The following is a 14,476-nucleotide window of genomic DNA, read 5'->3' as shown; positions in this document are numbered from 1 at the left end:
CTCCATTGGGTAATCTTCGATTGAGGAAAGGTGATTCACGGATCGCCTCTGTTTCTCCTCTTTCGTATTTCCATTTCTTTTTTTCTTTTTCAAGGGAGTAATATGACGATCGCCGTCAAGGCCAACGACCGTCTCGAAGAGCGTTTCCGCCTGTGGGACCACAACGGCAACGGCGTGATCGAGCGCTCGGACTTCGAGCAGGAGATCGAGGGCATCCTCTCGCGCTTCGGCGTCGCCTCCTCGGCTCCCGAGGCGGCCGGCCTCCGCGGCGCCTACCTGGGCCTGTTCGACCGGCTCGCCCAGGCCGCGGGCACCGAGCAGATGTCCAAGGACGACTTCGTCCGTGCCGCCGAGAGCGAGATCGTCGGCAGGGGGAACGCCGGTTTCGCGGAGGTCCTCCAGCCGACCATCCAGGCGATCATGGCCATCGCCGACACCGACGGTGACGGCCTCATCAGCCCGAACGAGTTCCAGCGGTGGTTCGCCGCCATCGGTCTGAACCCCGGGCAGGCCGACGAGGCCTTCCAGGAGATCGACACCGACGGCAACGGTTCCCTCAGTGTCACCGAGCTGGTCGCCGCGGTGCGCGACTACCACCTCGGCAAGAACGACATCCCGCTCCTGGGCGTCTGACACACCTGCGGTAACGACCCTTTCCGGCCCGGCCGCGACCCGAGTGCGGCCGGGCCCCCGAACCCTTTCCTGGAACGGAAAACATGAAGTCGACACTCCCCCCGCCGGTCTCCGGAGAAAGGAACGGGAGGCGCTCCGACGTACCTTTCTTCGATCAGTCGGAGACCTTTCGAAGGCTATGGTCGGAGATCGAGGGAAATTGTGTCCGCGTCATGGACGACGGTAAGTTCTCCCACGGCTCCATGGTCGCCGGCTTCGAGCGGGCCCTGGAGCGCTACACCGGTGCCCGACACGTCGTCGGCGTCAACTCCGGGACCGACGCACTCGTCCTGCTCCTGCGCGCCGCCGGGCTGCGCCCCGGCGACGAGGTGATCGTCCCGGCCTACACGTTCGTCGCCACCGCCAGCGCCGTCGTGCACGCCGGCGGGGTCCCCGTCTTCGCCGACATCGAGGAGGGTGGGTACGGCATCGACCCGGATTCGGTCGCCGCCGCCGTCACCGCGCGCACCCGCATGGTCATGCCCGTCCACCTCTTCGACCGGCTCGCCGACATGGAGGGCGTCGGTCGCGTCGCCCGCGCCCACGGGCTGACGGTGGTGGAGGACAGCGCCGAGGCCATCGGCATGCGCGCGAACGGCGTGCACGCCGGTCTGCTCGGCGTCGGCGGTGTGCTCTCCTTCTTCCCCGCCAAGACGCTGGGGGCGGTCGGTGACGCCGGGGCGCTGCTCACCGATGACGACGCCATCGCCGACACCGCGCGGATGCTGCGCCACCACGGCCGCTCCGGACGCACCCTGGCGGCCTTCCCCGGTATCTCCAACCCGACGGTCGTCACCGGCGGCAACAGCAAGATGGACGACCTCCAGGCCGCGGTGCTGCTGGCCAAGCTCACCCGCCTCGACGCCGACATCGAACACCGCGCCGCGCTCTCACGCCGCTACGACGACCGGCTGCGCGACCTGCCCGGAGTCCGCGCCGTCCCCGGCGACACCCCCGCCCGCCCCGGCGAGGACCGGGTGGTCTACGTCCACCTCATCGAGGTGGACGACCGCGACGGCCTCGTCGCCCACCTGACGGCCGCCGGCATCGGCACCGAGGTCTACTACCCGCGCCCGCTGCACCTGCAACCGTGCTTCGCCCACCTGGGACATCGATCGGGCGACCTGCCCCGAGCCGAGGCGGTGTGCCGTTCGGCCGTGGCCCTGCCGCTGTACGCGGACCTGACCGAGGACCGGGTCGACCGGGTCTGCGACGAGATCGAACGCTTCCTCACCGGGGGGTCCCGATGACCGTCACCGTCGAACGGACCATTCCGTTCTTCCCGCCCGACCTCTTCGAGACCGACCGCGAGGCCCTCCTGGCGACGCTGTACGAGGTCGGCACCGACCCCGAACAGAAGTTCATCCTGGGCCGGCGCACCGCCCGGTTCGAGGACGCGCTGCGCGCCTCCCTGGGCTCCACCGACGTCGTGGCCTGCTCCAGCGGGACCTCCGCGCTCACCCTGATCCTCGCCGCCGTGGACATCGGGCCCGGCGACGAGGTCGTCGTCCCCGCCTTCGGGTGCGCCCCGTTGGCGAGCACCGTCCTGTCCCGGGGGGCGGTCCCGGTGTTCGCCGACATCGACCCGCTGACACTGACCATGGACCCCGGACACGCCGGGACGCTCGTCACCGACCGGACCCGGGCGCTGATGCCCGCGCACATGTTCTCCGTCATGGCCGACATGCCGCGCCTGCGCGACCTGGCCTCCCGGGCGGGGGTGCGGCTCATCGAGGACTCCGCGCTCGCCCAGGGCGGCTCGCTCGCGGGTCGTCCCGCCGGACGGTGGGGCGACGCCGGGGTGTACTCCTTCGTGCAGGTCAAGGTCTTCGGCATGCCGGGCGAGGGCGGTGTGGTCCTCACCGACGACGCCGAGCTCGCCGGGCGGGTGCGGATGCTCCGCAATCACGGCCAGGACGGCCGCAACCGCTTCCTGCACCACCACGTCGGCCACAACAGCCGCTTCGACGAGGTGATGGCCGCCTTCCAGTCGCACCGCCTGGCCGGCCTCCCCTCGCGCGTCGCCCGCCGCACCGAGATCTGCTCGTACTACTCCGAGCGGTTCGCCGACCTGGCCGAGGCCGGTGTCGTCGCGCCCCCCGTGGGCGGGGACGGCCGGTTCCCCTACGTCTACACACTGCTGTGCGAGGACCGTGACGGGCTGCGCGACCACCTGGCCGCCGAGGGGGTCGACACCCACGTCTACTACCCGAGGATCCTGCCCGAACAGCCAGCCTTCGCCCCGCACGCCCGCCTCGACGGGTCCCGTCGGCCTTGGCCCCGGGCGCGGGAGGCGGCGCGCCGCAACATCTCCCTGCCCCTGTACCCGCACCTGACCGACGCCCACGTCGAGCATGTGGCCGCCGCCGTCCGCGCGTTCGCCCACGGAAGGAAGCGATGACCGACCACACGACCGCGCCGCCCGCCCCCGAGGCCCCGACCGACCCGGAGGCCCCGCCGGCACCGGCCCCGGGCACTCCGGTGGCCTCACCCGCCCCGATGGGCGCGCCCGGACCGCAGGCCCCGACCGCTCCGCCGCGTCCCACCGTGGGCACCTACGCCCGGCTGGCCAAACTCGACATCGTCGACTACTACATCGGCCTGCCGCTGGTGTTCGCCATGTCGCTGCCCCTGCTGGGGGCGCGCGTCGACACGGTCGGGCTCCTCCTGCTGATCCTGGTCGCCGAGATCGCCGTGGTGGCAGCCATGGTCTCCTTCGACGACGTCACCGGCTACCGGGACGGCTCCGACGCCGCCAACTACGGCTCCGACGCCGCGCGCCGCCGACTGGCCCGCAAGCCCCTGGTCGCCGGGACCCTCACCGAACCCCAGGCGCTGCGCTTCGGACGGGCGGCGACCGTCGCGAGCGTGGTGCTGTGGACCCTGGTCGTGGCGCTGGCCCCGCACCGGCCGCTGTGGGCCGTCGTCGGCGCCGCGCTGTGCCTGGTCGCGTCGGTCCAGTACTCCTGGGGACTGAAGATCAGCTACCGGGGTTTCCAGGAGATCTTCCTCATCGGTCTGGGCGTGGGCTGGGTCCTGGTGCCCTACGGGCTGCTCGTCGGGCACATCGACGGGTTCGTCATCGTCCAGGCGCTGATCTTCGGGGGCGGCCCGATGATCTTCGGCCTGTACTCCAACACCAACGACGCCGACGGCGACCGGTCCGCCGGACGGATCACCGTGGCCGCCCAGGTCTCACCGCGCGTCAACATGGTCTTCATCATCGCCCTCACCGTCGCCGAGACGCTGCTGGTCACCGGCTCCCACCTGCTCGGCATCGCCCCGTGGTGGTTCCCCCTGGCCCTGCTGCCCGTCATCGGGCTGAGGGCGGCCCAGCTCTTCATCGGGTTCGTCCTCGGCGACATCCTGCGCGCACGCCGCCTGGCCATCCACACCCACCGGGCCACGGTCGTGCTGCTCATCGGCGCCAACCTGGTCGCCCCGTTCCTCCCGGAGGCGCTGTGAGCACGTCGATCGACGTGGCGGTGGTGGGCGCCGGCCCCGCCGGACTGGCGACGGCGCACCTGCTGGCCGCCGCCGGACACACGGTCCGGGTCCTGGAGTCCGCCGACGCCGTGGGCGGCCGGACGCGCACCCTGCGCACCGACGGCCACCTCATCGACACCGGTGCCGAGATGATCCCCTCGGCCGACGCCTACCCGGCGACCTGGCGGCTCATCCGCGCCATGGGACTGGACGCCGACCCCGAGGCGATCCCCCGGGTGCGCGACGCCCTGTCGGTGTGGTGCGGCGGACGGTCCCGCCGCCACGCCGGCCGTCCCCTGGGCCTGCTCACCGGAATGGGGCTGTCCCCGCGCGCACGTCTCGACCTGACGCGCCTGCTCCGGTTCCTGGAGCGGGCCGGGCCGGACCCCGAGCACCCCGAGAAGGCCGCGTGGGGGGAGTCGACCGTCGCCGACCTCCTGCGTCCCCACCACCCGCAGCTGCGCGAACGCCTCCTGGGGCCGCTGGCCGCCGGGTTCTTCGGCTGGCCTCTGGACCGGGCCGCCGCCGCCCCCTTCGCCGCCCACCTCGTCGCCTCCGGCAGCACCGCGACCTGGCGCACCTACCGGGACGGGATGGACACCCTCGCCCGGACCCTGGCCGACCGGCTCGACGTGCGCACCCGCCATCCGATCACCGGGGTCGTCCCCGGCCCGGACGGGGTGCGCCTGGACTCGCCCCGGGGAGCGCTCACCGCCCGGGCGGTCGTCCTGGCCGTACCCGCCCCCGTCGCCGCCCGCCTCCACCCCGGGGCACCGGAGGCGGAACGCGCGTACCTGGCGGCCTGCGGGTACGCGCCGATGCTCCGACTGTCCCTGATGCTGGACGCGCCGCTGTCCCCGCGCGGCGCGCGCCGGGGCTTCGCCGTCCTGGTCCCCGGCGACCCCCTGCTCGGCGTGGTCACCCTCGACCACGCCAAACACCCCGGCCGGGCACCGCGCGGGCGCGGCCTGGTCTCCCTGATCGCCGCACCCACCGGGGTGGGGGAACTGCTCGACGCCCCCGACGACGAGGTCGTCCGCCGACTCGTCGAGCGGGCCGAACACGTCCTGCCCGGCGTGGGCGCGCGCGTGCGCGGGTCGGTCGTGCACCGCTTCCGGCACGGTCTGCCCCTGCCCGAACCCCGAACACTGGCCGCCCGCCCCGCCTTCGTCGCCCGCCCCCCGGCGGCCGTCGACTACGCCGGGGACTGGATCTCGCTGCGCCCGTGCAGCGAGGGGGCGGTGGCATCGGCGTTCACCGCCGCCGAACGCACCGCGGCCTTCCTCGCCGCGACCCGCGAACCGACCCTGATCGAGGCCCCGTGACACCGCTGAACAAGCCCATCCACCTGGGCACCCTCTTCGACGACATGGCCGCGCGCGGGTCCACCACCGCCGTACGGCTGAGCCGACCCCTGGACATCGCCCCGGAGGCGGGCGTCGAACTCGACGTGCCGTCCGTGTCCTCCCTGGTGCGCCGGGCCGCCGGGTGGTTCGCCGAGGCGGGGGTGCGGTCGGGCGACCGCGTCGCCATCGTCAAGCGCAACCACTGGGACTACGTGCTGCTCTCCTGCGCCGCCGCGCGCCTGGGCGCCGTGCCCGCGTCGCTGTCGGCGCACCTGGCGCCGCGCACCCTGGAGACCCTGCTGCGACGGTTGGACCCGGCGCTGCTGGTCACCGACACCGCCCTGCTCCGAGGCGCGCGGGACGCCGGCCACGACCCCTCGGCCCACGCCGCCCGGACCCTGGTCGTGGACGGGACCGTCGAGGGCGCGCTCTCCCTCGGTGACGTGCGCGGCGGCACCGCGCCCCCGCCGCGCCGCCCGCACCTGGACGCCCCCTTGGCGATCATGCACACCTCCGGGACCACCGGTGTCCCGAAACTGGTCGTGCACTCCACCCGCACCATCATGCGCCGGCTGGCCGGGTTCGAGTCGCACCGATGGCCGATCCTGGGCAGCCGCCGCGACGACACCGTCGCCTCCTCGATCTCCTTCGCCCACGGCCGGGCCCTGGCCTGGACCGCGGGGGTGCTGTGGCTGTTCCCCGAGGCGATCTCGGTGATCACCGCGCCGGACTGGGACGAGGCCGGACCCGCGCTGCGCCTGCACCGCCCCACCACCCTGGAGGCCCAGCCCTCCACCCTGGTGCGCTGGCAGCGGCACCTCGACGAGCGGGGGGAGGGACTGCGGCGGGTGCGCCTGTTCATCAGCACCTTCGACGCCGTGCACCCCTCCACCGTCCGCGCGTTCCTCAACGCCAGCGAGCGGCGCGCCCCGGTGTGGATGCAGGGGTGGGGCCAGAGCGAGACGGGGCCGCTGACCTTCCGTTTCCTCACCCGCCGGTCGCTGTCCCGACGACAGGGGCCCGGACCCACCACCCGCGATCTGGGGCGCCCGATCCCGGGTCGGACCCGGCTGCGCGCCGTCGACCCCGCGACCCTGCTCCCCGTCCCGCCGGGCACGCCCGGCCTGCTGTTCTGCCGCACCGACGCCCTCTGTCCGGGCTACGTCGGCGAGGAGGGACGCTGGCGGGACAAACTCGTCGGCCAGTGGTGGAGCACCGGCGACATCGGTTCCATCGACCGCACCGGCGCGGTCCGGCTGGTGGACCGGGAGGTGGACGCCCTGGCCGAGGGCGGCTGCCTGGAGATCGAGGACGTCGTGGACGAACGCCTGCCCCAGGTGCTGGAGTGCGTCGTGCTGGGGGTCGCCGACGGGCCGCCCGTCCCGGTCGTGGCCACCGAGGACGGCACCCTGGACCCGGGGGTGTGGAAGGAGGCCGTGGTCGACCTGCCGACGATGGCCGACCCCGTGGTCCTCACCTGGGACGACCTGCCGCGCACCGGCACCGGCAAGGTCCGCCGCGCCGCGCTGCGCGAGAGTCTGGGACTGCCCTCCCGCACCCGCGCGACGGGGCGGTGGACGTGACCGCGACGGCGGTCGCCGCCGCCCCGTTGGCGGGGACCGCCGTGCGGGCCGTGGGCGACACGGTGCCGGTACGGGTCGCGGTGTCCCGGTTGCGGGCGCTGGGCTGCGCGGTCGAGCGGGTGGACGGGGCGCCCCCGGCGACCGTGTCCGCCGGGCGGATCGACCTGCTCGGGACCGGAGGGGCGACCTCCGGGTGCGACATCGCGTGGTCCACCCCCGACGTCCCCCTGACCGACGAGCGCGACGTTCAGGCGGCGTGCGGACTGGCGCACCTGCACGGCCGGGCCCGGGGCGGCCCCCGGTTCCTTCCGGTCGATTACGCGTCGGTGTGCGCCGGGGTGCTGGCGGCCCAGGCGGTGACGGCGGCGGCGCTGGTCCTGGAACGCGGGGGGCCCGCGCTGCGCGGATCGGTGTCGGTGGCCGGGGCGGCGTTGCTCGCGGTCGCCCCCTACGTCGCCGAGGCCACCGCCACCCGGGGGAGGGTCTCCGCCCTGGAGGCGGGCGAACCGCCGCCCTTCCGTTCCGCCGACGGGATCCGTTTCGAGATCGAGACCCTCGACCCCGAGTCGTGGCTGCGGTTCTGGCGGGAGCTGGACGCCCCCCGGGACGCGATCGCCACGGGATGGGCGCCGTTCCAGCGCCGGTTCGCCACGGCGGTGTGCCCGCTGCCCGCCGCGCTGTTCGCCACGCTCGCGGCCCTGCCGTTCGAGGTCGTGCGCGACACCGCCCGGGAGTGCGGGGTGGGCGCGGTCCCCCTGCGCCCGATGGCCGAGGTCACCGACGACGGGCCGGCGTCGACGTGGCGACCGCACGCCGTCGACGTGCCACCCGCACCGGCCCTGCCGGCGTGGTCGCCCACGGGACCGCTGGCCGGACTGCGGGTGGTGGAGGCCACCAACCGGGTCCAGGGGCCGCTGGCCGGACTCCTGCTGACCCTGCTGGGCGCCGACACGGTGCGCGTCGAACCGCCGGGCGGAGACCCCATGCGCGGTGTCCCGCCCCTGGCCGGTGGGCTCTCGGCCCGCTTCGCCGCGTTCAACCGGGGCAAGGACGCGGCCGAGTGCGACCTCAAGAACGCCGAGGGCCGTCACGCGGCGGTCGACCTGGCGGTCGATGGGCACGTGCTGCTCTACAACTGGCCGCCCGGCCGGGCCGAACGGTTCGGCCTGGGCGCCGGGGACCTCGCCGCCCGCGCCCCGGGGCTGGTGCGCGTCCACGCCGACGGGTGGGCCGGCGGCGAGCCCGACCCCGGGACCCCGGCCACCGACTTCCTGGTCCAGGCCCACGGCGGGATCGCCGACCTGCTGTCCGACGGTGCGGACCCCGCCCCGTCCCTGGTCACCCTCACCGACGTCCTCGGCGGGATGATCGCCGCCGAGGCCGCCCTGGCCGGTCTGCTGACGCGCGCCCGCGCGGGCGTCGGGGCGAGCGCCCGGACCTCGCTGGTCGACGCCGCCCGCCTGCTGCGCCTGACCGGACGCGGGACCGCCCACCGCCCCCGGGCCGGCACACCCCCGGTCGCGGATCCGGTGTCGGTGGCCGAGGCCTTCCCTGCGGCCTTCACGACGGTCCACGGGGTCGCCCTGCCCCGCGCCCCGTGGACGTTCACCACCCTGGAAGGGGAGGTCGCCCGATGACCTGGACCTCCACGGCGGGACTGGTCCTGCCCGACCTGGTGCCCGCCGGGTTGCGGGCGCGGTGGGTCCGGGAGGGACTGTGCCCGGGACGGGACCTGTACTCCCTGTTCCTGGACACGGTGCGCGCCGATCCCGCGCACGAGGCGATCGTGGACGGGCGCGGAGGCCTGGACCGCGCCGGGCTGGCCGCGCGTGTCCTGCGGGCCGCCGCCGGCCTGGCCGCCCACGGGTGCGGTGAACGCGACGTCATCGGGGTCCTGCTGCCCGACGGCCGGGACGCGATCGCCGTCGAACTCGCCATCGCCGCCCTGGGCGCGGTCGCCCTGCCGATCCCGCACGGGCGCTCCCGCGCCGACGCGCTCTCCCTGGTGGGCCGTTCCCGCGCCGCGCTCGTGGTCACCGACCGGGGCGAGGACCTGGAGGGCGTGCCGGTCTGGTGCGTCGACACCGGGGCACTGGACCCCGACGGGCCGTACGCGGAAGCGAAGGCGCCCGAACCGGTGCGTCCCGACCCCGCGTCGCCCGCGCGCATCCTCGTCTCCTCGGGGTCGGAGGGCGAACCGGGCATGGTCGCCTACTCCCACGACGCCATGGCCGGGGGCCGGGGCAACTACGCGCGTGCGCTGCTGGGCGACACCGTCCGCGCCCTGATCCCGGTCCCCCTGGCCTCCTCCTTCGGATCCCTGGGCATCGTGTCCCTGATCCGGCTCGGAGCGACCCTCGTCCTGCCGGGACGGTTCGACCCGGCCGCCGTCCTGCGCGCCGTCGAACGCCACCGGCCCACCCACCTGATCGGCGTGCCCACCATGCTGCGGCGCACCGCCCTGGTGGAGGAGACCGTCGACACCTCGTCCCTGCGCGCACTCGTGTCCAGCGGCGCGCCCCTGCACCGGGACGTCCGCGACCTGTGCGAACGTCGCTTCGGGCGGCCGGTGGTCAACGTCTACGGCTCCACCGACGGGGTCAACTGCCACACCGCGCACGACCCCGGGGCGTGGGAACCCGGCATGGCCGGTCGACCCGACCCGAAGGTCGCCGAGATCCGGGTGTGCGACCCCCGGGGCCGACCGCTGCCCACCGGGGAGGTCGGCGAGGTCCTGGCCCGGGGCCCGATGACGCCCCTGTGCCACGTCGCCGCCCCCGAACTCGACGCGCGACGGCGCGGGGCCGGCGGGTGGGTGCGCACCGGCGACGCCGGCCGCCTCGACGAGGACGGGACCCTGTGGGTCGTGGACCGGTTGCGCCGCACGGTGATCCGGGGCGGCGTCACCCTCTTCCCCGCGGAGGTGGAGCGCGCCCTGGCCGCCCACCCCTCGCTCGGCGACGTGCAGTGCGTCCCGGTGCCCGACCCCGATCTCGGCGAGCGGATGTGCGCCTGCGTCTGCCCACTGCCCGGGGCGGACCCGCCCACGCCCCGCGCGCTCCTCTCCCACCTGCGCGACCGGCACGGCGTGGACGTCCACGCCCTGCCCGAACACGTGCTGTTCCTGCCCGCGCTGCCGCTCGGTCCGACGGGGAAGGTGTGCACGTCCACCCTGACCCGGATGGCGACCGAGGCGGTCCGTGCCCGACCGACCGTACTCTCAGGAGGCCCACGATGACGGACACCGTCACCGTCGAACCCGGTTACGTGTTCGACAACCACAACGAGAACGCCCATGACCAGCACCGGTTCCTGGCCGCCGCCTACGACCCCCTGACCACGCGCAGGCTCGCCGAGACCGGGGTCGGACCCGGGTGGCGCTGCCTGGAGGTGGGCGCCGGGGGCGGCGGTGTCGCCCACTGGCTGGCGCGGCGGGTCGCCCCCGGCGGCGGGGTCGTCGCCACCGACGTCAAACCCGACCACATCGCCCCGGCCGAAGGGCTGGAGGTGTGGCGGCACGACGTCACCCGCGACCCGCTGCCGGAGGCGGCCTTCGATCTCGTCCACTCGCGTCTGGTGCTGCTGCACCTGCCCGAACGCGTCGAGGTGCTGGAGCGGCTGGTGCGCGCCCTCAAACCGGGCGGGGTGCTGCAACTCGACGAGTTCGACATCACCTACGGGCCGTCCCTGCTCATGCCCGACCCCGAGGCCCGTGAACTGTACGAGGAGTTCCTGGCGGCGAAGATCGGGCTGATGACCCGGGCGGGGGCCGACCCCGCGTGGGGCCGCAACGCCGGAGAGGCGATGCGCCGGGCCGGGCTGGTCGACGTCGACCCGCGCCCGTACGTGGAGTCCTGGGACGCCGACTCCCCGGGCGTCCACCTCATCTCCCACCACACCCGGCACCTGCGCGACGCGTTCGTGCGCGAGGGGATGACGGACGAACGGCTGGCCCGGGTACGGGACCTGCTGGCCGATCCCGGGTTCCGGGCCTGCTCCTGCGTGATCTACTCCGTGCAGGGGCGCCGCCCCGCGTGAGTTCGCCGGGGCGGGCCGCACCGGCCCGCCCCCGCGGGGACGCTCCTAGGGGCGTCGGTCGGACAGGGCCCGGTCGACCAGGTGGCCGGCGGCCCCGGTGTAGGCGGTGGGGTCGAGCATGTCGGCGACCTGCCCGGGGGAGAGGACCCCGACGGTCTCCTCGGCGAGCAGCTCGGCCAGCGGCACGTCCTCGGCCGCCGACCGCGCCGCCAGCCGCCCCACCGACTCCCTGGCCGCGTCCCGGCCCAGCCTCGGGGTCAGGGCGGCGGCGATCCGTTCGGTCACCACCGCACCCCCGGTCAAATCCAGGTTGGCGCGCATCCGTTCGGCGCGCACGACCAGCCCCTCGGTCAGTTCGGCGGCGGTGTGCGCCGACCCGCCCACCAGCCGCAGACAGGCGCGCAGGGGCTCCCACTCGGCGTGCCAGGCGCCCGCCGACCGTTCGTCCTCGGCGGTCGCGCACAGGTGCAGCGTCGACGCCAGCGCCGGCACCTGGAGCGCCGCCGCGCGCATCAGCGTGGCCAGCACCGGGTTGCGCTTGTGCGGCATCGCCGAGGAGCCGCCCCGGCCCGCCACCGCCGGTTCGCCGACCTCCCCGATCTCGGTGCGCGTCAGCACCTGGACATCGGCCGCGATCTTGCCCAGCGCCACGGCGGTGAACGACAGCGCCGACGCCAGGTCGGTCACCGGGGTGCGCAGCGCGTGCCAGGGCAGGAGAGGCGTGTCCAGACCCGTCTCACGGGCGTACTCGGCCACGAGCAGGTCGGCGTACCCACCGGGATCCGTTCCCGGACCGGTGCGTACCGGCCCCGGCCGGGCGGCGCGCCCGTCGGGGGCCGCCCGGGGATCGGCGTACTCCAGGTATCCGGCCAGGGTGCCCGCCGCGCCGCCCAGCGACACCGGGGTGCGCACGGCGCGCAAACGGTCGGCGGCGTCCATGACCAGGAGCCGCCACCCGGCCGCCTTGAGACCGAACGTGGTGGGCACCGCGTGCAGGGCCAGCGTGCGGCCGACCATCGGGGTGTCCCGGTGTTCCCGGGCCAGGGCCGCCAGAGCGCGTTCGGCGCGCTCCAGATCGGCCCCGACGAGCCGCAGGGACCGGGCGCACACCAGCATCGCCGCCGTGTCGAAGACGTCCTGGCTGGTCGAACCCCGGTGTACGTACTCGGCGGCCTCGGCGTCGCGGGCGGCGACCGCCCGGGTCAGGGCGCCGACCACCGCGACCACCGGGTTGGCGCTCTCCCTGGCCGCCAACGCGATCGCCCGGACGTCGAAGACATCGGAACGGGCCACCTCGGTGACGACCTCGGCGGCCTCGGCGGGCACCGTGCCCAGCCGGGCCTGGGCCCGGGCCAGCGCCGCCTCGGCCGCCAACAGCGCGCGCAACCACGCCTCATCGTCGACCACCGCCTCGACGGGGGTCCCCGCGCGCACCGGGGACAGCAGTCCGGCATCGGTCGTCATCGCACCGCCTCCCGGACCCGGGTGCCGGGGAGCAGGTCCGACCCGCCGACGGGCGCGAGCGCCAGCACGGCGCGGGCGACCGCGTCGGCGTCGGCGAGCGTCACCGAGTCCGTCCCCGGGCGGATCCCCACGGCGGTGGCCCAGCGCACCGCCTCGGTGGGGACACCGAGGGCGAACCGGCGCGGGTGGACACGGCCGCGGGCGTCGACGAGGCGCTGGGGACGTTCGGTGACGTCGAGCCCGCCGGTCTCGTGAGCCGGGCCGTCCGGGTCCGGGACCCGGTGGGGCGCGCACGCGCCCGTCGCCAGCAGGTACCGCAGCAGGGGGTCGTTCGTGCGGCGCAGGTCGGGCTCGGGCAACCGGGCCTCGACGAGGACACGGGAGGTGACGCGCTCCCCGAGCCGGGACCCGGCCGCGAAGACCCCGGCCGCCGGATCCACGTCCACGCGCGCCTCCGGGCCCAGGACGTCGAGGACGCCCGCCTCGATGAGGGCGATCATCTCCTCGACCCGGGACGGCGGCGGACCGATGGACAGGAACGCGTTCAACGGGGTGAACCACCCGTAGAGCTCGTCGCGGTGCGAGCTTCCCGCCAGCCCCCGGTGATCGACGGCGACGCGCACCTCGTTGCGGATGTCGCGCAGCGCGTCCAGGGCGGCCTTCACGGGGTCGTCGACATTGCCGCCCCGGGCCGTGCGCACGTCCCGGCGCAGGTGATCGAGCAGCCAGGCCCGGTGATCGGCCCGGTCGGCGAAGACGCGCCCCTCGTGGGGGCGGGCCACGCGCGCCCAGTCCCACCGGTCGGTCCCGGCGATGCCCGCCCCGGCCAGCAGGGCGTCCCTGGCCGCGCGGGTGCTCGCGGCCGTGTAGGCGTCGGCGAGGGCCGCGCCGTCCCGGCCTCGTCCGGTGAGCAGGGCGGCGTAGTGGACGGCCTCGACCTCCCGGGCGATGAGCGGCCACAGATCGGCGCGGAAGCGCAACGGGCCTCCGACGCGCCGGCGCAGCTCCGCGATCCGCGCGGGGGTCACCACCCGGGGGACGTGCCGGCCGGAGGTCCCCTTCTGGTTCCGGCCCCGGGCCCGGTGCGGCACCCCGCGACGCGAACCCGCGACCAGCCGGGGTTCGTCACCGGAGGGGCGGTAGACCAGACGGCCGTCGGAACGTTCGTACACGCCGCCGCGCCCCTCGGTGAGTAACGCCATGTGGTCGAAGAAGGCCAGACCCAGGCCGCGCAGCAGCACGGTCTCGCCGGGAGCGACCTCCGACAGGTCCACGTCGGCGGGGTTGGCGGGCGGCACGTGCCACAGGCCGGCCTCCCGGGCGCGGTGGGCCAGGTCCCCCTCCGCCGAGGTCGGGGAGGTGCCCACGTGTCCCTGGCACAGCACCACCGCGTCCAGCCCGGTCAGCCGGCGACCGTCGTCGAGGGCCAGGTCCTGGGGTCCGGCGTCCCCGTCCAGGGCGACCGCGCGGGCGCGGTGGACGCGCACGCGCACGTGGGCGGGGGCGCGGGCCGTCACGCGGGCGAAGACGTCGACCAGGTAGCGCCCGTACAGGGCGCGCGGAGGGTAGGTGTCGGGGTCCGGCCCCGCCTCCCGCCGCCGGGCCCAGTCGTACAGGGAGGGACCGGGCTCGACGGGGCCGGCGATGGTGACGCTGTCGTCGGTGTAGGCGGTGACCTGCGCGGCGACGGTGTTCATCAGCAGGTGCGGCGACTGATCGGTGCGCCAGACCCGACCCGCCCCCGGCGGGAAGGGGTCGACGACGTGCACGGTCACGGTCCGGGGGCCCGGGGCGGCGCGTTCTCCCGCGATGAGGCGTTCCAGGACCGCCAGCCCGCGCGGGCCGACGCCGACGATCGCGACGGCGAGTCCGACGACGTCCGGCACG

General features: G+C 75.1%; 11 protein-coding genes. 9 read left to right on the top strand and 2 right to left on the bottom strand.

What is annotated here, in order from left to right:
• Positions 1-102 precede the first annotated feature (102 nt).
• The 9 genes from RM479_RS07885 (at position 103) to RM479_RS07845 (ending at position 11,125) form a co-directional block, all read left to right on the top strand.
• On the top strand, positions 103-633 hold the full coding sequence (locus tag RM479_RS07885; protein WP_311511062.1) for an EF-hand domain-containing protein: 531 nt from the start codon (positions 103-105) through the stop codon (positions 631-633).
• A gap of 83 nt (positions 634-716) precedes the next feature.
• Positions 717-1,922, top strand: coding sequence for a DegT/DnrJ/EryC1/StrS family aminotransferase (locus RM479_RS07880; RefSeq protein ID WP_311511061.1), 1,206 nt, complete (start codon positions 717-719; stop codon positions 1,920-1,922).
• Positions 1,919-3,073, top strand: a complete 1,155-nt coding sequence (locus RM479_RS07875) for a DegT/DnrJ/EryC1/StrS family aminotransferase (RefSeq protein ID WP_311511060.1) — start codon at positions 1,919-1,921, stop codon at positions 3,071-3,073. The genes RM479_RS07880 and RM479_RS07875 overlap by 4 nt, the downstream gene beginning before the upstream one ends.
• Positions 3,070-4,137 carry a UbiA family prenyltransferase gene (locus RM479_RS07870; RefSeq protein WP_311511059.1) on the top strand — a complete coding sequence of 356 codons (1,068 nt, stop codon included), beginning with the start codon at positions 3,070-3,072 and terminating at the stop codon, positions 4,135-4,137. Before RM479_RS07875 ends, RM479_RS07870 begins: the two co-directional genes overlap by 4 nt.
• Entirely contained in the window at positions 4,134-5,483 is a 1,350-nt protein-coding gene (locus tag RM479_RS07865; RefSeq protein ID WP_311511058.1) for a protoporphyrinogen/coproporphyrinogen oxidase, read from the top strand. The genes RM479_RS07870 and RM479_RS07865 overlap by 4 nt, the downstream gene beginning before the upstream one ends.
• Positions 5,480-7,087 carry a class I adenylate-forming enzyme family protein gene (locus RM479_RS07860; protein WP_311511057.1) on the top strand — a complete coding sequence of 536 codons (1,608 nt, stop codon included), beginning with the start codon at positions 5,480-5,482 and terminating at the stop codon, positions 7,085-7,087. The genes RM479_RS07865 and RM479_RS07860 overlap by 4 nt, the downstream gene beginning before the upstream one ends.
• Entirely contained in the window at positions 7,084-8,724 is a 1,641-nt protein-coding gene (locus RM479_RS07855; RefSeq protein ID WP_311511056.1) for a CoA transferase, read from the top strand. The genes RM479_RS07860 and RM479_RS07855 overlap by 4 nt, the downstream gene beginning before the upstream one ends.
• Entirely contained in the window at positions 8,721-10,325 is a 1,605-nt protein-coding gene (locus RM479_RS07850) for a class I adenylate-forming enzyme family protein (protein ID WP_311511055.1), read from the top strand. The genes RM479_RS07855 and RM479_RS07850 overlap by 4 nt, the downstream gene beginning before the upstream one ends.
• Positions 10,322-11,125: a methyltransferase domain-containing protein gene (locus tag RM479_RS07845; RefSeq protein WP_311511054.1), complete on the top strand. Its 804-nt coding sequence runs from the start codon at positions 10,322-10,324 to the stop codon at positions 11,123-11,125. Before RM479_RS07850 ends, RM479_RS07845 begins: the two co-directional genes overlap by 4 nt.
• 45 nt (positions 11,126-11,170) lie before the next feature.
• On the opposite strand, the gene RM479_RS07840 is transcribed toward RM479_RS07845, so the two are convergent.
• Together RM479_RS07840 and RM479_RS07835 are read right to left on the bottom strand one after the other, a co-directional pair.
• Positions 11,171-12,589, bottom strand: a complete 1,419-nt coding sequence (locus RM479_RS07840) for a lyase family protein (protein ID WP_311511053.1) — start codon at positions 12,587-12,589, stop codon at positions 11,171-11,173.
• Positions 12,586-14,475, bottom strand: coding sequence for an FAD/NAD(P)-binding protein (locus tag RM479_RS07835; RefSeq protein WP_311511052.1), 1,890 nt, complete (start codon positions 14,473-14,475; stop codon positions 12,586-12,588). The genes RM479_RS07840 and RM479_RS07835 overlap by 4 nt, the downstream gene beginning before the upstream one ends.
• Position 14,476 lies beyond the last annotated feature (1 nt).

The organism is Nocardiopsis lambiniae (genome assembly GCF_031845465.1).
Classification (GTDB): domain Bacteria; phylum Actinomycetota; class Actinomycetes; order Streptosporangiales; family Streptosporangiaceae; genus Nocardiopsis; species Nocardiopsis lambiniae.
This window is presented reverse-complemented; position numbering and strand designations above follow the sequence as displayed.

Coding starts and splice junctions, on each gene's coding strand:
- RM479_RS07875 (WP_311511060.1), top strand. CDS start 1,919: ATGACCGTCACCGTCGAACGGACCATTCCGTTCTTCCCGCCCGACCTC.
- RM479_RS07870 (WP_311511059.1), top strand. CDS start 3,070: ATGACCGACCACACGACCGCGCCGCCCGCCCCCGAGGCCCCGACCGAC.
- RM479_RS07845 (WP_311511054.1), top strand. CDS start 10,322: ATGACGGACACCGTCACCGTCGAACCCGGTTACGTGTTCGACAACCAC.
- RM479_RS07880 (WP_311511061.1), top strand. CDS start 717: ATGAAGTCGACACTCCCCCCGCCGGTCTCCGGAGAAAGGAACGGGAGG.
- RM479_RS07850 (WP_311511055.1), top strand. CDS start 8,721: ATGACCTGGACCTCCACGGCGGGACTGGTCCTGCCCGACCTGGTGCCC.
- RM479_RS07840 (WP_311511053.1), bottom strand. CDS start 12,589: ATGACGACCGATGCCGGACTGCTGTCCCCGGTGCGCGCGGGGACCCCC.
- RM479_RS07885 (WP_311511062.1), top strand. CDS start 103: ATGACGATCGCCGTCAAGGCCAACGACCGTCTCGAAGAGCGTTTCCGC.